The 25626-nt window shown below is 58.0% G+C and carries 24 protein-coding genes and 3 pseudogenes; 22 read left to right on the top strand and 5 right to left on the bottom strand.

Annotation, left to right across the window (positions count from 1 at the left end):
- The 5 genes from NBG89_RS30495 to NBG89_RS30475 all read left to right on the top strand — a co-directional run bounded on the left by NBG89_RS30495 (window position 1) and on the right by NBG89_RS30475 (window position 3425).
- The gene (locus NBG89_RS30495) at window positions 1-501 is read left to right on the top strand and encodes a hypothetical protein (protein ID WP_416068673.1); all 501 of its coding nucleotides are present in this window, start codon (window positions 1-3) and stop codon (window positions 499-501) included.
- Window positions 498-1394, top strand: a complete 897-nt coding sequence (locus NBG89_RS30490; protein WP_416068674.1) for an AAA family ATPase — start codon at window positions 498-500, stop codon at window positions 1392-1394. Before NBG89_RS30495 ends, NBG89_RS30490 begins: the two co-directional genes overlap by 4 nt.
- Window positions 1394-2560 (top strand): hypothetical protein, encoded by a 1167-nt coding sequence (locus NBG89_RS30485; protein ID WP_416068767.1) that lies wholly within the window; start codon window positions 1394-1396, stop codon window positions 2558-2560. Before NBG89_RS30490 ends, NBG89_RS30485 begins: the two co-directional genes overlap by 1 nt.
- Entirely contained in the window at window positions 2557-3117 is a 561-nt protein-coding gene (locus NBG89_RS30480) for a 3'-5' exonuclease (protein WP_416068675.1), read from the top strand. Before NBG89_RS30485 ends, NBG89_RS30480 begins: the two co-directional genes overlap by 4 nt.
- Before the next feature lie 161 nt (window positions 3118-3278).
- Window positions 3279-3425: a hypothetical protein gene (locus tag NBG89_RS30475; protein ID WP_416068676.1), complete on the top strand. Its 147-nt coding sequence runs from the start codon at window positions 3279-3281 to the stop codon at window positions 3423-3425.
- Between the two features lie 228 nt (window positions 3426-3653).
- Here the strand turns inward: NBG89_RS30475 and NBG89_RS30470 are convergent, their stop codons facing one another.
- Window positions 3654-4493 (bottom strand): SDR family oxidoreductase, encoded by an 840-nt coding sequence (locus NBG89_RS30470; protein ID WP_069456841.1) that lies wholly within the window; start codon window positions 4491-4493, stop codon window positions 3654-3656.
- Window positions 4494-4630: 137 nt separating this feature from the next.
- On the opposite strand from NBG89_RS30470, the pseudogene NBG89_RS30465 reads away from it, so the two are divergent.
- Window positions 4631-4991, top strand: a pseudogene (locus NBG89_RS30465) (winged helix-turn-helix transcriptional regulator).
- A gap of 553 nt (window positions 4992-5544) precedes the next feature.
- Complete coding sequence (locus NBG89_RS30460; RefSeq protein ID WP_431324666.1) at window positions 5545-5757, top strand: hypothetical protein; 213 nt, start codon at window positions 5545-5547, stop codon at window positions 5755-5757.
- A 147-nt stretch (window positions 5758-5904) separates the two neighbouring features.
- On the opposite strand, the gene NBG89_RS30455 is transcribed toward NBG89_RS30460, so the two are convergent.
- Window positions 5905-6666, bottom strand: coding sequence for a GntR family transcriptional regulator (locus NBG89_RS30455; protein ID WP_416068677.1), 762 nt, complete (start codon window positions 6664-6666; stop codon window positions 5905-5907).
- Between the two features lie 25 nt (window positions 6667-6691).
- Between NBG89_RS30455 and NBG89_RS30450 the strand changes: the two genes are divergently transcribed.
- The 10 genes from NBG89_RS30450 (at window position 6692) to NBG89_RS30405 (ending at window position 17172) form a co-directional block, all read left to right on the top strand.
- Window positions 6692-7696 carry an Ldh family oxidoreductase gene (locus tag NBG89_RS30450; RefSeq protein WP_416068678.1) on the top strand — a complete coding sequence of 335 codons (1005 nt, stop codon included), beginning with the start codon at window positions 6692-6694 and terminating at the stop codon, window positions 7694-7696.
- A gap of 14 nt (window positions 7697-7710) precedes the next feature.
- Complete coding sequence (locus NBG89_RS30445; RefSeq protein ID WP_416068769.1) at window positions 7711-8961, top strand: iron-containing alcohol dehydrogenase; 1251 nt, start codon at window positions 7711-7713, stop codon at window positions 8959-8961.
- A gap of 2 nt (window positions 8962-8963) precedes the next feature.
- Window positions 8964-10436: an NAD-dependent succinate-semialdehyde dehydrogenase gene (locus tag NBG89_RS30440; RefSeq protein WP_416068770.1), complete on the top strand. Its 1473-nt coding sequence runs from the start codon at window positions 8964-8966 to the stop codon at window positions 10434-10436.
- 49 nt (window positions 10437-10485) lie between these two features.
- A complete protein-coding gene (locus NBG89_RS30435; RefSeq protein ID WP_416068679.1) occupies window positions 10486-11298 on the top strand; it encodes a 2-keto-4-pentenoate hydratase in 813 nt (270 codons plus the stop codon).
- 56 nt (window positions 11299-11354) lie between these two features.
- Window positions 11355-12515, top strand: coding sequence for a M24 family metallopeptidase (locus tag NBG89_RS30430; protein WP_431324631.1), 1161 nt, complete (start codon window positions 11355-11357; stop codon window positions 12513-12515).
- Window positions 12516-12647: 132 nt separating this feature from the next.
- Window positions 12648-13895: an ABC transporter substrate-binding protein gene (locus NBG89_RS30425; RefSeq protein WP_416068681.1), complete on the top strand. Its 1248-nt coding sequence runs from the start codon at window positions 12648-12650 to the stop codon at window positions 13893-13895.
- 57 nt (window positions 13896-13952) lie between these two features.
- Window positions 13953-14807 (top strand): branched-chain amino acid ABC transporter permease, encoded by an 855-nt coding sequence (locus NBG89_RS30420; RefSeq protein ID WP_416068682.1) that lies wholly within the window; start codon window positions 13953-13955, stop codon window positions 14805-14807.
- Between the two features lie 3 nt (window positions 14808-14810).
- A complete protein-coding gene (locus NBG89_RS30415) occupies window positions 14811-15677 on the top strand; it encodes a branched-chain amino acid ABC transporter permease (protein WP_416068683.1) in 867 nt (288 codons plus the stop codon).
- Window positions 15674-16444, top strand: coding sequence for an ABC transporter ATP-binding protein (locus NBG89_RS30410; protein ID WP_416068684.1), 771 nt, complete (start codon window positions 15674-15676; stop codon window positions 16442-16444). The genes NBG89_RS30415 and NBG89_RS30410 overlap by 4 nt, the downstream gene beginning before the upstream one ends.
- Entirely contained in the window at window positions 16441-17172 is a 732-nt protein-coding gene (locus tag NBG89_RS30405) for an ABC transporter ATP-binding protein (RefSeq protein WP_416068685.1), read from the top strand. The genes NBG89_RS30410 and NBG89_RS30405 overlap by 4 nt, the downstream gene beginning before the upstream one ends.
- Before the next feature lie 276 nt (window positions 17173-17448).
- Here NBG89_RS30405 and NBG89_RS30400 read toward each other — a convergent pair.
- Window positions 17449-17751: pseudogene (locus tag NBG89_RS30400) on the bottom strand (transketolase); the annotation flags it as partial.
- 953 nt (window positions 17752-18704) lie between these two features.
- Here NBG89_RS30400 and NBG89_RS30395 point away from each other — a divergent pair.
- Window positions 18705-19151: a phasin family protein gene (locus tag NBG89_RS30395; protein ID WP_431324630.1), complete on the top strand. Its 447-nt coding sequence runs from the start codon at window positions 18705-18707 to the stop codon at window positions 19149-19151.
- Window positions 19152-19323: 172 nt separating this feature from the next.
- Window positions 19324-20298 carry a CobW family GTP-binding protein gene (locus NBG89_RS30390; RefSeq protein ID WP_416068686.1) on the top strand — a complete coding sequence of 325 codons (975 nt, stop codon included), beginning with the start codon at window positions 19324-19326 and terminating at the stop codon, window positions 20296-20298.
- Here NBG89_RS30390 and NBG89_RS30385 read toward each other — a convergent pair.
- Complete coding sequence (locus NBG89_RS30385) at window positions 20271-20618, bottom strand: tyrosine-type recombinase/integrase (RefSeq protein WP_431324665.1); 348 nt, start codon at window positions 20616-20618, stop codon at window positions 20271-20273. The two genes, NBG89_RS30390 and NBG89_RS30385, sit on opposite strands and share 28 nt — an antisense overlap.
- Before the next feature lie 183 nt (window positions 20619-20801).
- Here NBG89_RS30385 and NBG89_RS30380 point away from each other — a divergent pair.
- From NBG89_RS30380 to NBG89_RS30370, 3 genes and pseudogenes are all read left to right on the top strand, one after another.
- Window positions 20802-21109: pseudogene (locus NBG89_RS30380) on the top strand (PfkB family carbohydrate kinase); the annotation flags it as partial.
- Between the two features lie 378 nt (window positions 21110-21487).
- On the top strand, window positions 21488-22519 hold the full coding sequence (locus NBG89_RS30375) for an IS110 family transposase (RefSeq protein WP_099086550.1): 1032 nt from the start codon (window positions 21488-21490) through the stop codon (window positions 22517-22519).
- A 125-nt stretch (window positions 22520-22644) separates the two neighbouring features.
- A protein-coding gene (locus NBG89_RS30370) for an IS3 family transposase (RefSeq protein ID WP_416068687.1) occupies window positions 22645-23732 on the top strand; the annotation gives its coding sequence in 2 pieces (ribosomal slippage) (window positions 22645-22894 and window positions 22894-23732; 1089 coding nt in all).
- A gap of 398 nt (window positions 23733-24130) precedes the next feature.
- Here the strand turns inward: NBG89_RS30370 and NBG89_RS30365 are convergent.
- Window positions 24131-25345, bottom strand: a complete 1215-nt coding sequence (locus NBG89_RS30365; protein WP_431324629.1) for an IS701 family transposase — start codon at window positions 25343-25345, stop codon at window positions 24131-24133.
- Window positions 25346-25626 lie beyond the last annotated feature (281 nt).

The following is a 25626-nucleotide window of genomic DNA, read 5'->3' as shown; positions in this document are numbered from 1 at the left end:
ATGAGCCAGACCCGCACCGCCAGCGCAAGCGCGACCTATACGGATGTCGACGTCGAGAACGTGGTCCGGCGCATGAAAGCGGACCTGATCATGATTGGCGACAGCACCGGCGCGTGGACGCCGACAGAAGCCGCGAACTATGCCCACGATGTCGAGGTTCTCGCCAAGGCAGGCTATCTTGCGTCCGTCGATGTGACGCTTCTGAGTAATGACCTCGAACAGCGGGCAACTCGTTTTGATGTCAACACGGATGCAGGCTCGCTGACGTCCAGCAGGCCGGGCGGCGTGTTGTGGCCGAAAGTACCGTCGCCGTACCTGCGCGTCGTCCTGCGTTATACGGGTGCCTACACCAGTGCCGCCCGTGAAGCGACCCGTGGAAAACTCAAGATCAACTGGTCGCCGTCTAAAGCCGATACCAGCCATTCGTCCCTGACGTCGTCGGGCGGGCGTGATTACGCCAGCAATGCCTACGGCATGCAAAGAAAGGATTGGGCAGCGTGAGCCAGCCAAGCATTTTTGACAGCGAGACACCGCTTCCGAGCGATGAGCTCTTCAGGCGCGAACGTACATTGCTGGGCTTCGAGGCCCGCTATGCACGCATTCACGATCAGTTGCGGCTGCTTCTCAACGTCGGTGGTCTGGGGGAGTGGAACCGCAAGTTTCACGCGGGCAAGCTCGCCATCTGCGACCTCGTCGCCGAGCAATATCCGCTGGTTATCTTCCACGGCGATGTCGGTACGGGCAAGACAGCGACGGCTGAATGCATTGCCAACAAACTGGTAACCGAGGCGAAGAGCGAGGATTCCATCCTGTTCAAGCTTTCCAACCGTGTGCGCGGCAGCGGTATGGTCGGCGAAATGGGAACGCTGATTGCCGAAGCTTTCCGCAAGGTGACCCAGTCGGCCGGCAAATCGCGCCGCGCCATTCTCATCATCGATGAAGGCGACAGTCTTGCTGCCTCGCGCACCCAGGATCATAGCCACCACGAAGACAAGGTGGCGGTCAACACGCTGATCCAGGGCGTCGATGATTTGCGCAAGTACGGCGGTCGGATTGTCGTCATTTTGTGTACCAATCGTCTTTCGATCTTGGATGCCGCTTTGAAGCGGCGAGCCGCCATCATGGAGGAGTTCAGGCGTCCGTCGGACGACGATCGGCGGCAGCTTTTCCAGATGGACCTCGCAGGCCTGGGCCTGCAGGCGGCTGAGATTGCCGAGCTTGTCGCGGCGACAGGCGCACGTGACAAGCATCCTTCCTGGACATATTCCGACATTCGCACGCGTCTCTACCCCGCCGCTCTGGCAAGAGCCTATCCGAAAGAGCCCCTGAGATTTGAGCATCTGAAATCGGTGGCTGGCGCAATGCATGCTTCGCCGATTATGGAGGACAAATGATGCCGCGATCACCCTTGTTCGGCCGTCGCATCCACATCTCGGGAAGCATCGTCGACGATCTGGCCGTTGCCTCGACCGACAACGTGCAGTCGGCCCGGGAGCTGGTCGCATCACTTGTCAAGGAGCTGATGAGGAGGGGCGCGAACTTCGTTTTGCCTGTCGATGCCGAACCGTTGCGCAAGGCCGACGGTCTGCCGATCTGCTTTGATTGGCTGGTCTGGAAGTCGATCAAGGACAATCTGGTGTTGAGACCGCAAAATGTACCAGGTCCTCTCGTCGTCGCGGTCCAGCATCACAAGACCGAGGACCAGATTCCTGACGATAAGGTCGATCTGTGGGACGAACTGCGTGGCTCGCAATTGATCAAGATCGAAAATGCCGCCCACTGGAACATGAACAGCAAGCGCATGGAAGCTCAAGCCCAGTTCGGCGACATCCTTGTTGCCCTCGGGGGCACCGAGGGCGTGCTGTTCCTGGCAAATCTCTATCATGATGCCGGCAAGCCGGTCGTGCCGCTCAATCTCGCGCTTTGCCCGGAAACAACGGGTGCGAGGCGCCTTTACAGTTTCGGGCTCAACAGCAGCCAATCCCGTCGTCTGTTTCAAATTGCGGATGACGGCGACGCGCACGACTGGATCAATCGGATCCGTTTTCCACGCCGACAGCCCGTTGCAGAACGCGTTTCGTTGTTGGTCGAGCTTTTGGAATCCCTTGAAAGACCAAGGGCCTTTGCCGTGCGCCTTCTCAATCCGGAGCTTGCCGACTATAACGATGTTCAAAATTTCTTCGACACGGTCGTCCAGCCGGTCGTCGAGGACGAGTTGGGCTATCGTCTGATCGTCATCGACGGGCGTCAGGCCTATGAGCATTCAAGGATCGACGAGGAGATTTTCGCAAAGCTTCATCGCTCGAGCGTGGTTCTGGCCGACATAACGGGCGCGCGGCCGAATTGCTTTCTCGAACTTGGATATGCTCTCGGTCGCGGCTTGCCGACGATGGTCATGGTGCGGGAAGGGACGAGCCTTCCCTTCGATATTACGACTTTCTCCGGTCTACACTGGAAGACGACCGGAACCGTCGAGGAGAGGCGGCGGGCATTCCGGGAACACTGGCAGGCCATTCGCAACCGCCCCTCTCTCGTACCTGCGGAGCCGTTGATCTCATGAGCGAAAAACGCGAAGTCTTTGTGTCGGTGGACGTGGAGACCGCCGGCCCGATACCCGGCGAGTTCAGTTTGTTGTCGATCGGCGCCTGTTCTGTTTTCGAACCGGAAAAGACATTCACCTGTGAACTCCAGCCGATCAATCGGAATTTCGACCCGAAGGCTTTGAAAGTGAGCGGGCTTTCTTTAGAAGAGCTTGACCGAACCGGATTGCCGCCATCCGACGCCATGGCCGCGTTGTCAAATTGGGTCGCCGAGATCGCTGGCCCCGACGGCGATCCCGTGTTTGTGGGCTTTAATTCTCCCTTCGACTGGTCCTTCGTCAACTATTACTTCCACCGCTTCACCGGTCGCAATCCGTTTGGCTTCACAGCGCTCGATATCAAAGCGCTCTATATGGGTGCGACGGGTTGCACATGGCGGGAGACGCGTTCGAGCCGGATAGCCGAACACCTGAAACCCAACCTGGCAGGTACGCATGATTGCCTGCAGGACGCGCTATATCAGGCGGAGATTTTCCGCCTGGTTTCGTCGAAATTGATCGCTGCGAAGACATCCTGACCAGCCCATCGCCGGCCGGGTTTCCTGAACCAGACAGGAGGTCCCGTTTGCGTCAATTGCACCATATGGTAGCAAGTGAAAGGGCGGTGTGTGCCGGTTCTCCGTTTGCCGATCGCACGCGAGCAGCGCCAACAGATGAACGACGGGGACGCGTTTCAGAAATGACTGCTCTGTCGATCGAGCTCATCTTGCAGAATGAACGGGAAATCATGGCGCCTGGTCCGCTGCCGACCGACCGCGTTGCCCTCGAAGGCGAAGTCTGGGCAAAGGCGCCGCTGCAACTGGAGCCGGACGCGGACGAGGCATAGCAGACTGGTGACACAGGGGCCGTTCAGCGGCTGGCGGCTTTCGACGAGCGGTGGAAGGCTGCCCGGCTCCGGCGCCTCCTGCTTTCGACTGCTCCGCAACATTGGCCGCGTCCTGGGAACTGATGATTGGCGCACTGCCGCCGCAGCTGCGGCGCGATATCAGCATCGTCCGCCGCGTTGGAAGCTTCCGCCAACACTCCCAAGGATCTGGCTGGTTTAGCTGCCGGATCAGGCCATAAGGAGGGTGATGTTGTCCTGGACGTAGGTTTCGAGGCTGCGTGCCGGCCTTCCGGTCAGCACCTCGACGTCAGCGGTGACGAGGGCAGTCCAGCCCTCGCGGACCGGATAGAAAATCGATGCGAGGAACGAGGCGTAATCGGCCGGTACGCCTACGCCGGTCAGAATGCCGATGAATGTTTCGTCGTTGAGGGGATTGTAGGCGACGTCTTTCCCGATTGCCGCCGAAATGAGCTTGGCCGCCTCGGCGTAGCCGAGAGCTTCGGGGCCTGTCAGGTTGAAGGCTCTGTTGTCGAACTTCTCGGTTGTTAGGGCCGCTGCTGCGCTTTCGGCGATGTCGCGCGCATCGATGAAGCTGGACTTCCCGTCCGCAGCCGGAACGGCGATCTCGCCGTGGTCGATGCCGGCCTTCCAGAAAGTGTGGAAGTTGTCGGCAAACCAGTTCGGACGCAGGATGACGTAGGGAACGCCGGTTTTTTCGAGTGCGATCTCAACCTGGCGGTAAGGGATACTGTCATCGGCATCGACGCCGAGTACGCTCTGAAAAACGACTTTGACGTTGGCGGCGGCGGCGGCCGCGATCACCGGCAACAGCAGGCCCTTGGAATCGACGTATCCGGTCGGCAGCATGACGTAGGCGGCATCGACGTCGGCGAAGGCTGGTGCGATGGTCGCCGGGTTGGCGAAATCGAACACGACGCCTTCAGCGCCCTCCACTGACTTGCCGGAACGCGAAGCGGCGCGGACTGCGTAACCCTTGGCCTGGAGTACCTTGACGAGGGGCGTGCCGACATTCCCGGTTGCGCCGAGAACGAGAATCTTGCCTTTCATTAACATTCTCCTTAGTATCTACTGGAAACCTTGTTTCTGATAGATACAGTCCGATTGCACTGAGGGAAAGAAGGCACTTTCGGGTCACGTGGTTACTTCAAGTAAACCGTTGAGACGAAAGCAAAGGAAAACCAGAGATGAAGCACGCCTATAATGTTTTTGAAGACCGGTGTCCGACGCGGCTCGTTCTTGACCGGCTGGCGGATAAATGGGCGCTTCTAATCCTCGACCGGCTGGAAGGCGAGCCGGTACGCTTCAACTATCTCAGGCGGGATATAACGCATTTCCCAGAAAGTGCTCTCCCAGACGCTGAAGAAGTTGGAACGTGACGGCCTGATCTCAAGGGCGATTTTCCCGACGGTACCGGTGACGGTGGAATATGCGCTGACGTCTCTTGGGCGGACACTGACAGAAACCGTTTCGGCGCTGGCACATTGGGCGGAGCACAATATGGATGCCGTGCTGGCTGCCCAGCAGGCCTATGATGCCCGTGCATAACGCCGGGCTTTTGCTTCAGCCTTTGCATTTTTTTCTCCCGCAGGCTTCGGCGCTTGGGATACCGATTTTGCCCTGTGATGAAGGCCGAGATCGGCGCGACCCAGGTATGGGCCGATTTCAATGTGTGCCTCGCAGCTGACATGCTGAAGAAGCTGCTGCAATGGCGTTCCAGATCGACGACGAAGTCATTCCTCCGGATCTGCCCGCTTCGCTGGCGATGGCAGTATGGGTTCCTGCAGGCGCCACTGTGGGCATTGCGCCCTGGAACGCGTCATCGTCGTTGTCCTGGCGCTTGCGGTGCCGCTGGCTTGCAGCGATACTGCTGTTCTCAAATGTCGGGGTAGCGCCTCGCCCTTGGCCTAGTCATCAAGGCAATGGCCGAAGGTGGACCGCCTCCTGAGGCTGTCAAACACATTACCAACACACCTGCAGACGGCAACCGCATCCTTGAGGCGATGTCGCTGATCCGGCGGTGCGGCGGGTGAGCTTCACCCGTTCAACGAAGATCGGTCACGCGGTTGCTGCGGTTCAGGCGGCAACTTTCGGCGCTTTCATGAAATCGGGCCACATCCGCATGCCGATGGAGCGGATAATTGTCCACAAGAAGATCGTCGACGGCGAAGTCGAGAAGCTGGTGGCAAAGACGGAGACGCTGCCTGCGGCGATCCCCTCAAGGACCGCCCTTCCTTGCAGATCGAAAGCGGTATGTGCCACAGAAGCGGTCGTACCGTTCACGAGGAGGCAAAGACGCCACTCGGCAGTATAAAGTCGTCTGACATCGGCTGTTTCGGCGGGCGGGGGGGCAGGGTGTTGGGCGCGTCACCCGGCACAGATCCCACGCCCGGCCTGAGGAATGGTATGAAATTAGAGCTCTATATTGTCGGCACTCTATAGCCTCCAGCAGAGGCTGAACTCAGCCTTGGGCATCAGTAAAGAACTTCATGAATCGCTTGCGGGAGCGCTCGATATGATCCCTCATAGCCGCCTCGGCCCCTTTAGGATTCCTGTCTTTGATTGCGGCTAAAATCCGCGCATGCTCCTTGTTTGCATCGGAAGTCGCCCGCGTGTGAAAATAGAGGCGGAAAAGATGCACGTGGGTGTGAAGACGTGCCAGCGCCTCATGAATAAGTCCGTTTCCGCTGCCGACAGCAATTGCATCATGAAAGGCGCCGTCGCTTTGCGCGAAGCGGCTGTAGGCTGAACGCGCATCCTCGTTGCGGATTTGACGCATATCCGAATCGATGGCTTCGAGCGATGTGATGGCCTCGTCAGACATAAGCTTCGCCGCCTGGGCTGCCGCAAATGGCTCCACCAGCATGCGAAGGTCGTAAAGCTGCTCCAACCCCGAAAGATCCATCTGCGGCGCCGCGCTGTACCCGATGAGGTGCGTGTTTACCACCAGCCCCTGAGCTTCAAGCCGTGAAAGCGCTTCACGGATGGGTGTTTGCGAGACGCCGAGTTCCCGCACCAGATTGTCCACGGCAATGCGACCACCAGGCGGGATCTTCAGTGACATGAGCTGTGAGTAGATTGCCCCATAGACCTCATCGGCGAGACGGGTGGGTCGCCGTAGCAATCCTGTGTCGCCGTTCTTCAACTCACCATTCCGATTCGTCATTTTCAAAATTCCTTCTTGACGCAGCAATTTCTTATCAACATAGTGCGGAAAATGCAATCAGATATCCGATCGGATTTGATCTATGATTACGGTTTCCGTGGATAATATTCGTGAAGTTGCCCGGCTGGCTCTCCACCGCGCCGGCGTACCGGAAGAGCACGCATCAGAACAGCTTGATCTCTTGCTGGAAGCCGATTTGAGGGGGGTACCCTCCCACGGACTGTTGCGCCTCAGGCGCATCATTCGCCGGATTGAGAACGGCGTTACGGACCCGCACGCCCGGGGTGAGCATAGATGGCGCAAGGAGGCGTTTCTGGCCGTCGACGGTCAGCGCGGTCTAGGGCCTGTCGTCGCGAACCGGGCGATTACTTCGTTGATAGAGCGTGCGAAGGTCACCGGCATTGCCGTCGCTGCCATCCGCAATTCCAATCACATAGGGATGCTCGGCTGGTACGCAGAGCGTGTCGCAGAACACGGTTTATCGATTATTGCACTGTCAACGAGCGAGGCGCTTGTTCATCCCTGGGGCGGGCGCAAGGCCATGATCGGGACCAATCCGATCGCAATAGGCGTGCCGACGGGTGGCGCTTCCTTCATGATGGATACGGCGACGAGTGTTGTTTCGATGGGCGAGATTCACGATCACGCCAACAGGCGCCAGCCAATCCCCTCTCATTGGGCGCTGGATGAAAACGGAAATCCCACCACAGACGCAGCCGCCGCGAAGAAGGGGGCAATCGCTCCCTTCGGTCAAGCAAAAGGATACGCCTTGGGCCTCGCCTTTGAACTGCTTGTGACAAGCCTGGCCGGAGCCGCGATCGGACGAGACGTCACGGGAACGCTCGACGATACGACGGTGTGCAACAAGGGAGACCTATTCATTGTCATCGACGGTCCGCAGCGGGACCTGCAGGCCTATCTCGAGGCACTCCGCGCGTTGGAGCCAGCAGATGGTTTCCCGGCCGTCGTGATACCTGGAGAGCGGGGGCGAGCTTGTCGCGACCAGCGCCTGAAGGAGGGCGTGCCGCTTGCTGAGGAAGTCTGGCAACAAATTCAAGTTCTAGCCGGCCTTGGTGCTGCTGAATGAAACAGGAGGTTTTATTGACCCTATTTGGAGCCCTGCGCACCCCGCGCAATCTCGTGTTCGGGGCCGGCCAACGCGCCGCCCTACCGGGCTATGCCGCAAAGCTCGGTCGTCGTGCGCTAGTTGTCACGGACGCTCGTTTGAGCAACGAGGCAGATTTTCGCAAGATGGTGGATGCTCTGGCGTCGTCAGGTGTGGCAGTGCACGTATTCGACGGCACCATTGCGGAACTGCCGCTTGAGTGCATCGCTCAGGGTGTGGAAGCCGGCCGCAAATTTGGTGCAGACCTCGTCATCGGCATCGGCGGCGGCAGCTGCCTGGACGCCGCCAAGGTTTGTGCACTGCTTATCGCACACAAGGGTAAGCCCAGCGACTATTATGGCGAGTTCAAGGTCCCCGGTCCCATATTGCCGCTGATTCTTCTGCCAACCACCTCCGGGACCGGCTCTGAGGTAACGCCGGTGGCAGTCATCACAGATCCCGATCGAGCTGTGAAAGTCGGAATTGCAAGTCCGGAACTGATTTGCCACACGGCGATTTGCGATCCAGAACTGACGTACTCCTGTCCGCCCAGCCTCACCGCAGTTTCCGGCGCCGACGCGCTCACACATGCAATCGAGGCCTACACGACCATTCGTCGCACACCGACCGATACGATCGTGCATGATCATGTTTTCCTGGGCAAAAACGCCCTGAGCGATGCCTATGCGCTGATGGCCATATCCCACATCTCTTCCAGCATTAAAAGTGCTTATGATCATGGCGACGATCACACAGCGCGCGAACGCCTGATGCTGGGGGCGACGACAGCAGGTCTTGCTTTCGGGACGGCCGGGACTGCGGCGGCTCACGCCATCCAGTATCCGATTGGAGCCATGACCCACACGGCCCACGGCGCGGGCGTCGCTGTCATGATGCCCTACGTAATGGAGCTGAATCGCAATTTTTGCGAGCCGGAATTGGTCGAGATTGGCAAGGCCATGGGACTTGATCTTCAGGGCCGATCCTCGTTCGACGCTGCCAGCGAGACGATAGATGCGGTTGCAGCACTCTTCGCGTCGATTGGAATCCCGAAGTCGATTGCCGACTTGGGGATCGTGGAGGCTCAGTTGCCGCAAGTTGCCGAACAGGCGATGGGCAGTGCCAGACTGATCAAGAACAATCCGCGCCTCCTCGATCCAACAGTTATGACCAGTCTGGTCGGCGCTGCCTTCACGGGTGATCGAATTGGACTGAGGAACGATGCAAAAGCATGGAAGGTAAATTGACAATGACGCCGACAATCACGTCCCAGATCAGCTTTGACCTCAAACAAGTCCCTACTGACCTCTATATTGCTGGAAAGTGGCGCCCTGGAGCCTCGGCTAGGCGGATTGACGTTCTTGACCCGTCTACCGGTCTTGTCATCTCAGACGTTGCCAATGCAACGATCGAAGATGCTCTAGACGCTGTTCAGGCGGCGTACGATGCGGGACCCGCCTGGGCGGCGACCCCGCCGCGGAGGAGATCAGAGATTCTGCGCCGATGCTTTGAGCTGATGGTCGAGCGAAAGGACATGTTGGCAGAGTTGATCAGCCTCGAAAACGGCAAGGCCTTGAGTGACGCCTACGGTGAAGTGACCTACGCCGCTGAGTTCTTTCGCTGGTTCTCGGAAGAAGCAGTTCGCCTGAACGGCGAAATCTCGACCGCCCCCTCAGGGGCGAACAAGATCGTGGTTCAACATCAACCAATTGGCGTTGCAGTCCTGGTGACACCCTGGAACTTTCCCGCAGCGATGGCGACGCGCAAAATCGCACCGGCCCTTGCCGCCGGCTGCACCTGCGTGCTTAAACCGGCGACAGAGACGCCGTTGACCGCCTATGCGCTTGCCGCACTGTATGCTGAGGCGGGGGTGCCAGATGGCGTTGTCAATGTGATCACGACTGAACGGTCAGGCGCCGTGGTCAGCAAGATGTTGCATGATCCGCGTGTCCGCAAATTGTCATTTACCGGTTCTACTGAAGTCGGTCGAAAGCTCCTGCACGAAGCGGCCGACACAATCATCTCCTGCTCAATGGAACTTGGTGGCAATGCACCATTCATTGTTTTCGATGACGCTGACCTGGATGCCGCCATCGAGGGCGCGATGGTTGCTAAGATGCGCAATGGCGGCGAGGCCTGCACGGCGGCCAACCGCTTCTATGTGCAAACCGGCATCGTCGAGGCTTTCTCGCAAAAGCTTACTGAACGCATGGCGGCACTGACGGTCGGAGCAGGCTACTCCAAATCCACCCAGTGCGGACCGGTCATCAACAGGAAGGCACTTGATCGAATTGGTGGCCTGGTGACGGACGCGACCGAGCGCGGGGGGAAGGTGCTGACGGGAGGCACTGCCCTTGATCAAGACGGCTTCTACTTCCCACCCACGGTTATTCGCGACGTCCCAGCTGATGCGGCGATCGCCAACGAGGAAATCTTTGGGCCGATCGCCGCCTTGAGCACCTTCGAAAGCGAAGATGAGGTTATCGCTGCGGCCAACAACACAGAATACGGCCTGATTGCCTACGTCTTCACGCGTGATCTTGGCCGCGGCCTCCGCGTTTCGGAGAGACTCGAGGCTGGAATGATTGGTCTCAACCGTGGCCTGGCATCAGATCCAGCCGCGCCGTTCGGCGGCGTGAAGCAAAGCGGACTTGGGCGAGAAGGGGCTCATCATGGCATCCTGGAATTTTGCGAGACCAAGTACATTGCTGTGACCTGGTAATAGCTTGAGAAACTCCTGATCCGGGAACAACAAACAAACCGAGGTAAAGATGTCGCTGACAAATCCTATCAGATCTGAAATCGCCGACGAGGTGTTCCGAACGCGTGGTGTGTTGACAGAAGTCGTGCCCTTTTCACAGCGGTACCCTCATTTCGAGCTGGCGGACTCCTATTGGGTGGTGGAGGAAATGCGTCGGAGGCGAGAAGCAAATGGGGAGAAGATCATCGGTCGGAAGATCGGCTTCACCAACTCCGCCGCTTGGGCAGGCTACGGCATCGCGGGGCCGCTCTGGAATTATCTCTATGATACGACGACGTTTGAGCTCAGCGAGACGAGCACCCTTGAGGTCCGCAATTGGCCGAATGTCCGTATGGAGGCGGAGGTTGCGCTGGGTCTCAAGGCTGCGCCCAATACTCAGATGAGCGAAGAAGAGCTGCTGGACTGCGTGGAATGGGCGGCACTCGATTTCGAGGTCTGCACGTCAATCTTTCCAGATTGGCAGTTCAAGGTCGCCGACGGCGCAGCCACTGGTGTGCATGTCGCATTGCTTCTCGGCAAGCGACACCCGATTGCTGGCGACCACGGGAAGTGGGCAGCGCAACTTGAGAGTTTTACTGCCACGTTGTCCAGCGACGAAGGTTCTTCCGCGACCGGAGGCGGAGCTCAAGTGCTTGGGGGCCCGATCAAGGCCTTTCGCTATCTGGTGCGTGAGCTGGAGCGCTTTGGTGGCCAGCCGTTGGCTTCCGGCGACATCGTCACCACTGGTACATTAACGGTCGCTCTGCCTGCCCAATCTGGCCAACGATGGAAGGCGACGACGTCCGGAATCGCATTCGAGGAGATCAGCCTGGATCTTGTCTAGCAGGCACAACCGCCCGCCTGATCAAACAACCGGAAATCAAGAAAGGAAATGAGGGGATGACCTATTTTTCAAGATCCGAAATGTCCCGCCGTATCGAGTCTCTTCGGAAGAAACTCGCTGCCGCAAACATCGACTTCGCGTTCATGCATACGGCTGACAGCGTCTTTTATATGAGCGGTGTCCCGCTGCTTTCGGAGTGGGGCCGACCCATGTGGGCGATACTGCCCGTATCCGGCACCAGCGCCGTTTGCGGGGCAGCGCTCGAACAAGAGACCATGGAAGCTCACAGCGTTTTCGACGAGGTGCTCGCTTATGGGGATGACGAGAATGTCGTCCATACCAGCCTCAGGATGTGCGCCGATTTCATTGCCCGACAGAGTTCAGGCACAGTTCGCATCGGGATCGAGGAAGCGCTGATGCCGGTCGGCATCCATCGCGCTCTGACTGCCAGGTTCTCACAGGCGGAATTTGTTGAGATCAGCCCACTGATTGAGGACCTGCGTCTCATCAAATCCGATGAAGAGGTCCGTCTTCTCGAACTCGGCGGCCAGTTGGCAAAAATTGGCGCAAATGCGTTTCTCGAAGCTCTTCACGAGAACGTCACCGAGCTTGCGGTGGCAGCGCACGCAGTCGCTGAGACGAACAAGGCAATGGGAGCATTGTCCATCAATGGTCTCACGAGCACCTATGCCTACGCCCAGTTTGGCGATCACACACTCACGCCGCATCTGCATCCGACCAGTCGGCGGCTGAAACGTGGCGATCTGATTGCACTGAACATCTTCCCCGTGATGTGGGGCTACTGCACGGAACTTGAACGCACTTTTGTGTTCGGTGAGCCGACGCAGGCTCAGAAGAAGCCGCTCGACGCGGTGAATGAAGCCTTCGATGCCATCAAGCTGGCGCTTAAGCCGGGCGTCACCATGTCAGACATGGCGCTTATGGAACGCGAGATTTTCCGAAAGGTCGATCTTGCCGACTACGTGCGCCACGGAACCGGACACGCGCTCGGTATCATGATCGGTGCTGGCGGACGCGAAGAGCGTGGAGAGTTGCGGATCTACAATTCCGGAAAGCTCATGGCCAACATGGTCAATTCGGTCGAGCCTGCGGTCTACATACCGGGTGTCGGCGGCTTCCGACATTCTGATGTGATGCTCATCACCGAAGACGGTGCCAGGAACACTACCGACTTTCCGCGTAACATCGGTTTTTGAGATGTGGTGAGCGCGGCGCCAGGAGGAATTGCGCCCCATCTAAGAGCAAAGAAGGAGGCAGGATGACGCCGCCCAAGGCGTCTGTCGCAGTGCATCTTAATCAGCATAAATTCAACAGAGGGAACTCAAAAAATGACAAATGCAGAGATGAAATCCACCGGCTGGGCAATGTCTTCACGCCGTCTCTTCCTGGCAGCCTGCGTCAGCGCAGCCGCCATTGCCTCTTTGCTGGGTCCGAGCCCAGCTGCGGCAGACGACAGCGAGATCGTTTTGGGAGCGTTGATGCCTCTTTCTGGCGCGGGCGGTCCATTCGGTCAGGAAATGCTCGCTTCGGCGAAAGTTGCACTCGAGGAGATCAACGCGGCTGGCGGACCCTTGGGCCGTAAGATCAGACTTGTTGAGGAGAACGACGAGACCAACGCTGAGGCTGGCGTTCGCGCTGCGCGCAAGCTCGTTGACGTCGACAAGGTGAGCGCAATTTTCGGAACCTGGGCAAGCAGTGTCACGCTTGCCGTTGCACCCATTGTCCAAGAGAAGGGCTTGATCCTTTTGTCCAATTCGGGTGCGAGCCGCATCACAGAAGTCCAGAAGAAGGGACATGTGTTCCGGCTTGAACCGGACGACCTGCTGTTCGGAAAGGCTTACGCCGAATACGCCGCCCAGCAAGGCTGGAAAAAGGCAGCGGTCCTCGGCTTGAACGTACCCTTCACCCAGAGCACAGTTGACGCTCTGAAGCAGCGCTTCGAAGAGCGCGGCGGCAAGATCACGAGCTTCGTCACGTATAACGAGGAGCAAACGACTTTCACCACGGAAGTTGCGCGCGTCCTGTCTGACCAGCCCGACTTCGTCCACATTTCTGGCTACGAACCGGACACGATCGCGATCCTGAAGGCTGCTTACCAGTCAGGCTTGACAACCCGCTTTATCGTCCCGGGCTTTTCTGTCAGTGCCGACTTGATCAAGAATGCCGGTCCTGCAGCGGACGGCCTGCTTCTGGTCGAAGAGGGCGTTTCCGAGGACTCGCCCGCCTATCAGCGGCTCGCGAAACAGCTAGGCTCTGATCGCTACTACTCCTTCGGCGCGCAGGCCTATGACGAAATGGTCATTCTTGCGCTTGCGATCGAAGCGGCAAAGTCGACAGACGGCAAGGCGCTTGACAAGGCGATCCGTGAGATCACCGGCACTGGCGGCACCAAGGTCACGTCGTTTGCTGAAGGGGTGGCAGCGCTGCGAAAAGGTGAGCGCATCGACTACGACGGTGCGTCGGGACCGCTCGACTTCGATGCCAACGGCAACATTGCAAAGGCGAACTTCCGCGTTTCCGAGGTCAAGGACGGCAAGACCGCTCCTGTCGGGAAGATCAGCGAAGTGCAGTTTTAATCGCACCGATCAAGGCGCCGCATTGGTGCGGCGCCTTCAGCCGAAGGTAACGCCACGATGGAATTCAAGATCTACCTCATCTCGGCGCTCGTGATGGCTGCGATATGGAGTCTGCCGGCGGCAGCCATTTCGCTCATCTACGGTGTGCTGCGCTATCCCAATTTTGCAATCCCCGAGTTCATGACGCTCGGTGCCTATCTCACGCTTCTTCTCTGCGGTTTCTCATTGCCGCTGTGGACGGCTGGGCTTCTGGCGGCGGTCGTTACAGGCCTTATTGCGCTTGCAGTCGACCAGACGGCTTTCCGTTTCGTGCGCAAGGCTGGAATTCTCCCGCCGGTGCTGCTTTCCTTGGGGCTGATGCTGGTCCTGCAAAATTTCGTCCGTTTCGGATGGGGCAACGGAAATCTGCAGTTCCCGATCCTGCCGATGCGACCGTTCATCATTGCCGGCTTCATCATCACCCCGGTGCAAGCAGCAATTATCGGGCTTGTCATCGTCATTCTCGCAGGGATTTTCCTGGGCCTGCGCTACACCGAGTTTGGTCGCGCGGTACGAGCAACGTCGACCAATCCCGAGCTTGCCATCGTAACAGGTGTCCAGCCTGAACGGGTTTATGGCGCCGTCTTGTTTGCAGCCGGCTTCCTCGCTGCCGTCGGCGGAATTGTGCTGGCGACCGAGACGTCTCTTAATCCGCTTCTTGGCTGGCGCGTCCTGATACCCCTTTTCGCAGTCGCGATCCTGGGCGGTCTTGGGAGCGTTGTCGGTGCAGCACTTGCCGCGGTACTGGTGGGCCTGACGTCAGAGTTCAGCCTCTTCATCCTGCCATCGAGCTACAAAACCGCGCTGGCATTTCTCGTACTTACCCTCGTCTTGCTGGTTCGCCCAAGCGGCCTTGTGAAATCCAGGAGCTAAGCCATGATCGACTATCTCATCGCGATCCTGATTTTTGCGGGCATCTACGGATTTGTGGCGCTAGGTCTCAACATCCAATGGGGCCTGACCGGGCTTATCAATCTGGGTCAGGTCGCATTCTTCGCAGTTGGCGCGTACACGTTTGCCCTTCTTTCGAAAGCGGGCGTCCCCTTTCTGCTGGCGGTCGGAGTGGCGACGGCCTTGAGCGGCGTCTTCGGTGCTGCCGTTGCAATGTTCACACCGCGTCTGCGCGAGGATTACCTCGCCATTGTAACACTCGGTTTCAGCGAGTTCGTCAGGTTGGTCCTGCTGAATGAGAAATGGCTGGCGGGGGGACCTGACGGGATTGCAGGCGTACCGCGTCCCGCATCATTCCCCGGACTTGGATCGGAGACTTCCTTTCTGGTCGTCACGGCACTCGCGCTTGCGCTCGCCTTCTGGTTCACCCGGCGTATCGAGCGTTACCCCATCGGGCGGACGCTCAAGGCGATCCGGGAAGACGAGGGCGTTGTCACCTCCGTCGGCAAGGTCGCACTGGCATACAAGACAAAAGCATTCCTGTTGGGCGCAGCTTTGGCTGGCTTGGGTGGTGCGTTTTTTGCCAGCTACCTCAGCTACATCTCGCCGGATATGTTTGGTCCGAACGTGAGCATTTACGTCCTTGCGGCCGTCTTGATTGGCGCACAGGGCTCGAGCGTGGCAACTCTCCTGAGCACGGCTCTGGTTGCTGCGCTTCTTGAAGGGACGCGCCTGCTCAAGGACTACATCACATTTGTCGATGGTGTGGAATTGGCGGCTCTGCGCCTGATGGTGCTCGGACTTGCACTGATCGCGATCGTAATGGTTCGCTACCGCCCGGGGAGGGCATGATGAAACAGATACTCGAGATCAAGGACGTCAGCCGGCGTTTTGGAGGCCTGCAGGCCGTCAACAAATGCCGGTTCTCCGTCCGCGCCGGCAGCATAACCGGGCTCGTCGGGCCGAACGGAGCCGGAAAGTCCACCCTTTTCAGTTTGGTCAGTGGTTTCGTTCGCCCCGACAGCGGCGAGGTCCTGTTCGATGGGAACCACATCGAAAAGCTGAGCGCGCACGATATCGCCCGGCTCGGCCTTCGCCGCACGTTTCAGATTCCGCGCGAACTTAAACAGATGACCGTGCTTGAGAACCTCCTGCTGGTGCCCGAGGGGCAGTTCGGCGACCAGGTGCGGTCGGTCCTCTTGCCCGGCAAGCGCGTTCGCGACGAGGAAAGGATCAACCTGCAGAAGGCGCAGGGGGTCTTGGATATGGTCGGCTTGGGTGAAAAGGCTCAACACCCGGCAGCCCTACTTTCGGGTGGTCAGAAAAAGCTTCTTGAACTTGCCCGCTGCCTGATGGCTGACCCAAAGCTGTTGTTGCTCGATGAGCCTACCGCCGGAGTCAATCCGACCCTCATACGACATCTGATGGCGGTTCTCAGGCGCATTCATGCCTCTGGTGTGACGCTGTTGATCATCGAGCACAACATGACGGTCATCATGGAACTGTGCGAGCGGGTGATCGTCATGGACAGGGGGCAGGTAATTGCCGCAGGCACGCCTGTTGAGATTCAATCGAACAAGGAAGTGCTGGACGCCTACCTTGGAGGGGTGAGCGCATGAACAAGAAGATCATTTTAACAGCCGAGTCCCTTGTCGCCGGTTACGGCGAGATGCAGATCTTGCATGGAGTGAGCCTAGAGTTGGCCGCAGGTGAGATCGTCACCATTATCGGTCCGAATGGTTGCGGTAAGTCAACTTTACTGAAGACACTTGCGGGCCTGTTGAAGCCCAAAGGGGGAACCATCAAGCTTAAGGGGATCGATATCACCCACGCTCCGACGCGTGATCGTTTGCGCTCCGGTCTGGGATATGTCCCTCAGGTGCGCAATGTCTTCGCCACGATGAGCGTCGAAGAAAACCTGCGTATGGGTCTTTTTGCCGTCCCGGGTTCGGTCAAGGAGCGGCAGGCGGTGGTGCGTGAAATTCTGCCCAACCTGGCCGATTACTGGACAGCGACCGCTGGTAAGCTAAGCGGTGGCCAGCAGCAGGTCGTGGCGCTCGGCAGAGCGCTCATGGCTGGACCCTCGGTCTTGCTGCTTGACGAACCAAGCGCTGGCCTGTCGCCAAAGGCAACAGACGAAGTATTCCAGCACATACGCGAGATAAGTCATAGACAAGGCGTCGGCGTGCTGCTGGTTGAGCAGAATGCTCATAAGGCGCTGGAGATTTCCGATCGCTGCTACATTCTTGCAGAGGGAAAAAACCAGATTGATGGGAGCGCCGAGAGCATCATGAACAATCCCGTCGTCGGAAAGATCTATCTCGGCGCCCACGCTGAAGCAGTTTGAAGGACGGTCAGGTGCGGCCGCAGCCGCCAGCTTCTGAAGTTTTCGACTTTGTCGAGAAAGCGGAAGCAGCGCGATCCGTTGACTGCTCAAGCGGCTGCTAACGGTAGCCGCTTGATAGATTCTCTAAGACGAACTCTCTTTGGACACCAGCGGACTGCAAATCTGGACGCCCAGCGCCCAGCAAGCTCTAAAGGAGGATCGATTACCTAAATCAGTCTTCCGCTGAACCAGGGATATCACCGGACAGAAGCTGTTTCGAAAGCCCGAAGCCCAATTTCATGAAAGCGCCTGCAGATAGCGGGGGACCCTTCCGTTGCTGGCAGCTTGAGCCGCGTGCATGATCGCATTTGTATCAAGACCATGATGCCGATAAAGGTCTGCAATTGTGCCGGTCTGGCCGAAATGTTCGACCCCCAGCGACTTGACGCGGTGACCATTGACCCCCCCAATCCAGGAGAGCGTGGCTGGGTGGCCATCGATCACCGTGACGATCCCGCAATCCCGTGACAAAGGCGCCAGCAGGCGTTCAATATGGCTCATCGCCCCGGGACGCGACCTAAATAAGCTGGTGCAAGGTGTGCGAGTGCTCGGGGAAGTAATGGCTGATTGATTGCGCCCGCCCGGTAAGCGGCTGAGGGGGGCGAAGCCCGGAAGGGGTTGTGATTGGCTGCCAATCCATGGTGATGCTCCACTTTGGCAGATACTCTATACTGATTGTCAGTCCATTGAAGTACAGCCAAACGTCTTTACGCTAACTTACCCTCACAGAGATCAATGCTGCGCTCATATCCGCGCCTTGTGACGGAGTACCGGCCTTTTCCAGCAACTTTGCCGCAAGCAGGCAAGCAAAATCGGTATACGCAATTGGCAAGGCCAACCGTGCGCTCAGTGTTTGGTCAAACATCCACACCGGAACTTGGAGCAACCGGCATGACATCGAACCCGGTAAGCTGCAGCGGAACACAGCAGACCCCTTGTCCACCAGTCCATGGGTATGGACATGCCGCCCAGACCAAGGGTGCCACGGATATAGAAGCTCTCGAACCTCGGTCCCGTGGGTGTTCAGTCGCCCTGTTGTACAACGAGGTTCGCCCTCACAGCGCCATCGGGAACAAACCGCCGATATCGCTCATGAACGGCTCCCGCGCACCCGGTCCGCCATGAGCAATACCCTACGGGAAATCCCAGCCGGGTGGTCCAAAATCGGGTTCCACTTCATGAAAACCCAAGACTCTCCCGAAAGCTGGAGGGAATATAGGTCTCAGGTCAAAGACGTCAGGCTTACACCTTGGCTGAGATGCTACACATGCGTCGTGTTTGTCGGCTCTCCGCCGCACGGATAGACTTACGTGTCTTGGGCAAACGGCTGATATCAAAGCAAAAATCCTCTTCCTGCTCTCAGTCTCACGCGTTGGCACAAATCTTGAAGTATATGGTGAGCCGATCGGCGGTGCGCCGATCACAACAAGGAAAAAAACGGGAAACAGTCACGACCGTTTCCTCCCTTTTGGTCATTCATCGGAGATAAGTCAATGGTCAGGATCTCAGATAACTCCAACCCCACTGAAAGAATCGACAGCCGTTCCCCTGAAGCGACTGGATACCCTCGCGTCGCTGCCACGAGCCCAACCGCAAGCCTGGAGGGCGGCATTCAGACCCTCACCTCAAGCGCTCGCGCAGGTCAAGAAATGCAGAAACAGATCTCAGAAATCACAGTTCGGGCTAACAATGAACTATCGTTGCGATCAACAGCAGCCCTGCAAGCGACTATCGAGGCCGATCTAGGTCACCTTCAGGCGTTAGCTGCAGCAAAAACGCCCTCTCAGATTTTCGAACTCCAATCGAAGTTCGTCCGGGAACGACTCGAACTAACCTTCGGCCATGCGAGAGATTTTCAGGCCATAGCGTCGAAATTTCTAATAGACATAAACAAGTCATTGAGAGGAATGTTCGACACATCCTCCCTACCTTCGGAATAGCCGCGCGGGTTGCCCGGCACTTAGCCGCCTGTCATGCCGTCCGAATCTGCTCGGCATCCAGGACAGGGCAGAGAACGCAAACAGCGAGGAATGAAATCGGTCATTCCTCGGGCTCCCACAATGCGCCTCCGATCGGGGCAGATCGGATGTTGCTGCAGTATTGGAGGCTGTCATGGAAAGACTCAAGGCGACCATTCTGACCGGCTTTCTTGGGGCTGGCAAGACAACGCTGCTCAACCGAATTCTGGCCGAGCGGCATGACGAACGCATTGCCGTGGTCATCAATGAATTTGGTGACGTCGGTATCGATGGCAGGCTTCTCATCGAAACAACGGCGCACGTTGTAGAACTGAACAACGGCTGCATCTGCTGCACGGTTCGTGACGACCTGATCGGCGCACTTCACGATATCCTCGCATCCGATCGCGTCTTCGATCGCATTGTCATCGAAACCTCGGGTTTGACCTGGCTCGCGCCTGTTATCGAGTCCTTCGTAGTGGACGAGGTCTTGTCGAAGTATGTTCAACTCGATGCGATTGTCGTTGTGGTCGATGCTCATCATGTCAGTCGGCAGTTCGGCCACGACGAAGCCACTCTGCAGATTAGCCTTGCCGATGTCATCCTACTCAATACAACCGACCGCGTCTCCAGCAACGAGCCTGCTGTGGTTGAGAGACGCGTCCGACAGCTTAATCCGCTGGCTCGGCTCCTTCGGACGAAGGATTGTGAAGTCTCTATGGGCGCTGTTTTGGACATTGGCGCTTTCGATCTCAAGAACGTCTTGTCGAAAGTGCCATTCATCCTCGAGAACCATTATCATGAACATGACCAAAACCTTTCTTGTGTCGCGCTGCGGCAAGCGGAACCGCTGGATCCGACAGCCTTCGATAGCTGGCTGAAGCACCTCGCGCAGGTGAAGGGAACCGACATGCTGCGTATAAAAGGGGTGGTGAATTTCCCTGGCGCAGCCTACCGTTATGTCTTGAACGGCGTTTATCTGATGCGCGAATTGCGTGCTGGAAAACCATGGAGGGAACATCCCCGCCTCACCGAGATCGTCTTGATTGGTCGAGATCTCGATGAGTCAGAGCTGCGCCGTGGGCTCCAGAGGTGCTCCCCTCAAGGGATTGCAACCTTGACGAATTGAAGAACTGCGCCCTCACTGGTTTGCGGTCGCGTTAGTTTCAAGCGCCGCTCCGACCTGATGCAGAGGCCGGAGCGGCGCTTTTCGAGAAGGTAGCTGTCGCCGCGGATGGTATTCAACGTTGATTGGTGCAGCAGGCGATTGAATATCGCGGTGACGATCGCATTCTTCCGCGGAGTTGTTTGAGGTGTCGATGCGTGCATCGGTACAAGACGTGACTTTCTGAACTTCGTTCCGCGGATCGTCAACACCGCAGCGTCGAAATCAACATCCGCGAGCTTGAGGTTGCGCGCCTCGCCGAGCCGAAAACCGGAAACGCTCAGCAGCCCGAACAGGCAATAATATGTCCATGGCCTGAGGTTGCAGCGGGTATATCGACGGCATCTCCAGAGCGGCCGACAGGAGGCGTTGGATGTCTTCCTCGAATAGAGATATGGTCGAGCCCGCTTCGGGCGAGAGGAAGCAAGCTGCTTGGGGAATCTGAGTTCGCGGATCGGCGGCGGCTCGAGGAAGCGCTCGATGCCGTTCGCAAGGATTGCAACATTGGCGTTGTGACACGCGCCGAAAGAGGATCATTGATCGTTTGCGGGAAGGAGACAGTGATCATCAAGGCGACGGACATCACAGAACTGGTCGACACGACAGGGGCCGGGAACTTCTACGCTGCCGGCTTCCTCTACGGCTATACGAGCGGGCGTAGCCTCAAGGTTTGCGGTGATCTGGGATCCTTGGCGGCAGGACTCGTTATTCAACAGATCCGTCCGCCCTCGGCAAAATCTCCGCCGCGAGGCTTGAGCAGGCAGGGTTGCTGTAACGCCAGCGAACCTGCTGTTTTCTTTCGTGGGTGAGGAGAATAGCATAGCACCATTTGGGCAGTTCTTGCACGCCAGTGACCTGACCGCACGGGGCGGCGAGTTAATTTGTGTCATGACTGGATCATTCTGCAATTGAAGCGTGGGAGGATTGGACCAAGCCGCTGAGGGGGGAGTCGGCGCGTGCGGGGGCTTCGTCGCGGCATCGAAGGCGCCGATCCGTTGATCGAGCTGAGTAAATGCTTGCAGCATGTCGCCAACTAGATGCCGTAATGGGCCGGCGTCTCATGAGTAGCCAGTTGGGTGGCTGTCCCTCAGAATGATGATGTTTGGAAACGAGGTCCGAGCGATCGGCCTCAAGCATCATGAGAGGAACAGCCATGGAATATTATGCAGGAATCGACGTCTCGCTGAAAGAGAGCAGCGTGTGCGTGGTCGACGCGACGGGCAAGTTGGTTCGCGAGGTCAAGGTAGGCAGCGAGCCTGAATGCCTGGTCGGGTATTTTGATCAACTGGACTTTCCGGTAGAGCGCATCGGCCTTGAAGCGGGGCCGTTGTCCCAATGGCTACACGCGGCTCTCGTTGCTGCGGGTCATGAGGTGGTTTTGCTGGAAACGCGGCATGTGAAGGCGGCGCTTTCGGCGATGACGGTGAAGACCGACCGCAAGGATGCACGGGGGATCGCGCAACTGCTCCGCATGGGGTGGTATCGTCCGGTCCACGCCAAATCGTCGCCGGCCCAGGACACTCGGGCTCTCCTGGTTGGCCGCAAGCTTCTGCAATCCAAGCTGCTCGACGTCGAGCTCAGCATCCGGGGTATCCTGCGTGGCTATGGATTAAAGGTCGGCGAAGTCAGCCGAGGGCGTTTCGAGGCGCGCATCCGCGAACTGATTGCAGGGCATGCGATATTGTCGATGGTGATTGACGCGATGCTGACGGCGCGAGCAGCGCTGTGGAGCGAATTTACGAAGCTGCACCGCGAGATGCTCAGGATCGCCCGCGCCGACAGAGTTTGCCAACGGCTGATGAGTGCGCCGGGTGTCGGTGCCTTGGTTGCGCTGACCTACCGCTCCGCGGTCGATGATCCAGCCCGGTTCGAAAAGTCCAGCACAGTGGGTGCCTACTTCGGGCTGACGCCGAAGAAATATCAATCCGGCGAAACTGATCGCGATGGCGGTGTCAGCAAGGTCGGCGACGCGATGGTGCGAACCGCATTGTTCGAGTCTGCGCACATAATGCTGACGCGGGCGACGCGCTTTTCCAGTCTAAAGCGCTGGGCGCTCGATGTGGCCAGGCGTCGCGGGATGAAGCGCGCGAAGGTTGCCCTCGCACGCAAACTGGGTGTCGTACTTCACCGCATGTGGATGGATGCGACGGACTTTCGCTGGAGCGCAAACCCTATGGCGGCATGAAGAGAGCTACGTGATTGACGCGGGCAAGTGCAAGGCTTGCGTCTGATGAGGTCCGGTAATCCCCCCGCCAATTAACGGGCTTCAAAAGTAGAATTTTCTCGGGCTTTATGAACGAGGAGATTTTGATGAAGACGAGCAGATTTAGCGAACCCCAAATCCTTGCCATCCTGCGCCAGGCAGAAGGCGGCGTTCCGGTGCCGGAGTTATGCCGGGAACATGGAATGAGCACCGCCTCCTTTTACAAGTGGCGTTCGAAGTATGGCGGTATGGACGCCTCTATGATCAGCCAGATGAAGGCTCTGGAGGATGAGAACCGTCGGCTGAAGAAGATGTATGCGGAGATGAGCATGCAGGCGGAACTGCTGAAGGAGGCTTTGGGAAAAAAATGACACGGCCATCTCAACGCCGAGAGATGGCCGGGAAAGCTGTGGCGTTGCGCGGGGTGAGCATTGCACTTGCCTGCCGCACCTTCGAGGTCAGCGAGACCTGCTATCGTTACAGCGCCAAGCTGAACGACGAGAACGAGCAGATCGCCGATCTCCTGATCGGGCTGACGCGGGCAAAGAAGACCTGGGGCTTTGGCCTGTGCTTTCTATACCTGCGGAATGTCCGAGGACATCGCTGGAACCACAAGCGCGTCTACCGCATCTACCGCGAGCTGGAGTTAAACCTCAGGATCAAGCCACGCAAGCGTTTGAGGCGGGACAAACCCGACGCTCTGACTGTGCCGGATGCGCCTAACCTGGTCTGGTCAATGGATTTCATGGCGGATCGTTTGGAGGATGGTCGGCAATTCCGACTGTTGAATGTCCTGGACGACTTCAACCGCGAGGGACTGGGCATCGAGGTGGACTTTTCGCTGCCTGCTGAACGCGTCATCCGCAGCCTGAACCAGATCATCGAATGGCGAGGCAGACCATTCGCCATTCGTGTGGATAACGGACCTGAGTATGTCAGCGGCAAACTGATGGAATGGGCCGAAAAGCAAGGAATTGCCTTGAGCCACATTCAGCCCGGAAAGCCGCAACAGAATGCCTATGTCGAGCGCTACAACCGCACCGTCCGACATGAATGGCTTGATCAACACATCATCGAAAGCATTGAGGAGGCGCAGGAATTCGCCACGCAGTGGCTATGGACCTACAACAACGAACGGCCCAATATGGGCATCGGCGGCATCACACCCGCCCAGAAACTGAAAATGGCCGCGTGAATTCTACTGCGAAGCCCCGTTCAAAACGGGGGGATTACCGTCCCGTCGCTGGGACGCAGGCTTGGCAAGGTCGTGTGTAGTGCTGTGACCGCTTCGGCGAAGCACGCTTTCTAGATTGACCTGTCGGCTTGTTGATCTGATGGCATAGTGTGGCGGTCTTCGTGCTGACCACGGACAGAAGCATGGCCTCAGCGACGAGATAATCATTCAGAGGGACTTGACGAACAAAGGCCCATTACAGAAGCATTACAGTTGCATTTTAGTTTTCAGATGAGCTCGTCGAGCGGCGGCCTGATGGGCTCGCCTCCAGCATGACCATGCGATGATGTAGGCTGGCTTTATGCGACGCTTGGCAAGCCTGGTGGCAATGCGCCGGATTTCCTGGACGGACCAGCGGATCAGATCTTGATGGTCGGCATCCTCGGTCTTTTTTGGGGTGTCGCGTCGTTGGCGCGGTACCGGATCACTGCCAGCATGGCGAATGCGAGCATGACGAGGGAGACGTGGCGATGCCAGCCATGCCATGATCGGGTCTCATTGTGATCGAGACCAAGCTCGTTTTTGGCAGTCTCGAAGCTGTCTTCGATCGCCCAACGATGGCCTTCCACCGTCACCAGCTTTTCCATGGACGTGCCAACCGGGCACCATGTGGAGAAGAAAGCAAGATCGCCATCGGCGATGCTGCGGCGGATCAGCAGTCCGCGTGTCCAGATACCGGGGAATGCCGCGTCGAAAACATCGGCGTCGAGATCGGCCAGTTCGAGATATGCCCAATCATGCAACCGTGCGCCTTTTGTGCCATCGCCTGCCGACAGGCGTCGCCAGAAATTCTCAGGCAGGGCTTCAGCGATGTCCTTCGCCGTGCCGGCCACAGCAAGCGGCTTACCCCAGGAGCGGAAGGGATGGTTGGCGTTCACGCCCAGCACATAGCCCTTGGCGGCTCGCTTGAGTGCCATTTCGATGTCGCCCACGCCATAAACACTATCGGCAGCCACCCAGGAAAACGGCGCATCCGAAGCGATCGCCCGCTCGATCATCGTGAGCGCCAATGCCGGATTGGTCAGAAAGCCGATATTGTCCGGCACATGGGTCCTGGCCATACGTTCCCGGTCATCCGTCCAGGCTTTCGGCAGATAGAGTGCCCGGTCGATGAAGGCATGACCATGCAGGGAGACATACGATGCGAACACGCCGATCTGGCAATTGGTGATCTTGCCCGCCGAACCTGTATATTGCCGACCGACCCCGCAGGACGCCTTGCCTTGCTTGAGAAAACCAGTCTCGTCGATCACCAGGACTGCATCAGGATCAGCCAGTGTCTCAAGGACATAGCCACGAACGATGTCGCGCAAAGCATCCGCATCCCAGTGTCCCCGGCCCAAAATCGCCTGTTGCCGCCACGGGCCGGGATCGCCAGCCGCTTCCGCGCGCATCCATCCCGTCTTGCGCCGCTCGTCACCCAGCAAGCCGTCCAGAAAAAGGTTTGCCGATGCGGCAACGCGCTCCTGCGTAAACAATCCGCTCATACGACCCTTCACCTCGCGCAGCGAGGATGCCCAAAGCTCCAGCGTCGTCTCTATCGATGCACCAATCATCCATGACCTCCGAATCATGGAGACCTATAGATTCAGGCAATGCAAATAAATGCAACTGTAATGTTAGGCCCCTCGGCTAACACTCTTCTGACGCGAGAAGAAATTCTCCCTGCCTGAAGCAAGGCATGACGAAACGGCGCGCCGCGTAATGGACGGAGCTCGCCGTAGCGATTGGTGATGCGCAACCACCTTCCGGCGCGGTCGCGATCTCGCTGCTTGGTCAGGTTTTGCTCCGCGCGGATGACCAGTAAGTGCGCAGTCTAGTACCACGAGCGCGATCTGTGTAAATTTCGTAGCGC

Origin of the sequence: Rhizobium sp. YTU87027 (assembly GCF_050644135.1) — a bacterium.
Taxonomy (GTDB): domain Bacteria; phylum Pseudomonadota; class Alphaproteobacteria; order Rhizobiales; family Rhizobiaceae; genus Rhizobium.
The sequence above is the reverse complement of the archived record's forward strand: the minus strand, read 5'-3'. Positions and strand labels throughout refer to the sequence as shown.

Bases quoted from the DNA above. Each gene is read 5' to 3' on its own strand.
- NBG89_RS30495 (WP_416068673.1), top strand. From the start codon at position 1: ATGAGCCAGACCCGCACCGCCAGCGCAAGCGCGACCTATACGGATGTC.
- NBG89_RS30485 (WP_416068767.1), top strand. From the start codon at position 1,394: ATGCCGCGATCACCCTTGTTCGGCCGTCGCATCCACATCTCGGGAAGC.
- NBG89_RS30480 (WP_416068675.1), top strand. From the start codon at position 2,557: ATGAGCGAAAAACGCGAAGTCTTTGTGTCGGTGGACGTGGAGACCGCC.
- NBG89_RS30475 (WP_416068676.1), top strand. From the start codon at position 3,279: ATGACTGCTCTGTCGATCGAGCTCATCTTGCAGAATGAACGGGAAATC.
- NBG89_RS30470 (WP_069456841.1), bottom strand. From the start codon at position 4,493: ATGAAAGGCAAGATTCTCGTTCTCGGCGCAACCGGGAATGTCGGCACG.
- NBG89_RS30460 (WP_431324666.1), top strand. From the start codon at position 5,545: ATGAAATCGGGCCACATCCGCATGCCGATGGAGCGGATAATTGTCCAC.
- NBG89_RS30450 (WP_416068678.1), top strand. From the start codon at position 6,692: ATGATTACGGTTTCCGTGGATAATATTCGTGAAGTTGCCCGGCTGGCT.
- NBG89_RS30440 (WP_416068770.1), top strand. From the start codon at position 8,964: ATGACGCCGACAATCACGTCCCAGATCAGCTTTGACCTCAAACAAGTC.
- NBG89_RS30435 (WP_416068679.1), top strand. From the start codon at position 10,486: ATGTCGCTGACAAATCCTATCAGATCTGAAATCGCCGACGAGGTGTTC.
- NBG89_RS30430 (WP_431324631.1), top strand. From the start codon at position 11,355: ATGACCTATTTTTCAAGATCCGAAATGTCCCGCCGTATCGAGTCTCTT.
- NBG89_RS30425 (WP_416068681.1), top strand. From the start codon at position 12,648: ATGACAAATGCAGAGATGAAATCCACCGGCTGGGCAATGTCTTCACGC.
- NBG89_RS30420 (WP_416068682.1), top strand. From the start codon at position 13,953: ATGGAATTCAAGATCTACCTCATCTCGGCGCTCGTGATGGCTGCGATA.
- NBG89_RS30415 (WP_416068683.1), top strand. From the start codon at position 14,811: ATGATCGACTATCTCATCGCGATCCTGATTTTTGCGGGCATCTACGGA.
- NBG89_RS30410 (WP_416068684.1), top strand. From the start codon at position 15,674: ATGATGAAACAGATACTCGAGATCAAGGACGTCAGCCGGCGTTTTGGA.
- NBG89_RS30405 (WP_416068685.1), top strand. From the start codon at position 16,441: ATGAACAAGAAGATCATTTTAACAGCCGAGTCCCTTGTCGCCGGTTAC.
- NBG89_RS30395 (WP_431324630.1), top strand. From the start codon at position 18,705: ATGGTCAGGATCTCAGATAACTCCAACCCCACTGAAAGAATCGACAGC.
- NBG89_RS30390 (WP_416068686.1), top strand. From the start codon at position 19,324: ATGGAAAGACTCAAGGCGACCATTCTGACCGGCTTTCTTGGGGCTGGC.
- NBG89_RS30375 (WP_099086550.1), top strand. From the start codon at position 21,488: ATGGAATATTATGCAGGAATCGACGTCTCGCTGAAAGAGAGCAGCGTG.
- NBG89_RS30365 (WP_431324629.1), bottom strand. From the start codon at position 25,345: ATGATTCGGAGGTCATGGATGATTGGTGCATCGATAGAGACGACGCTG.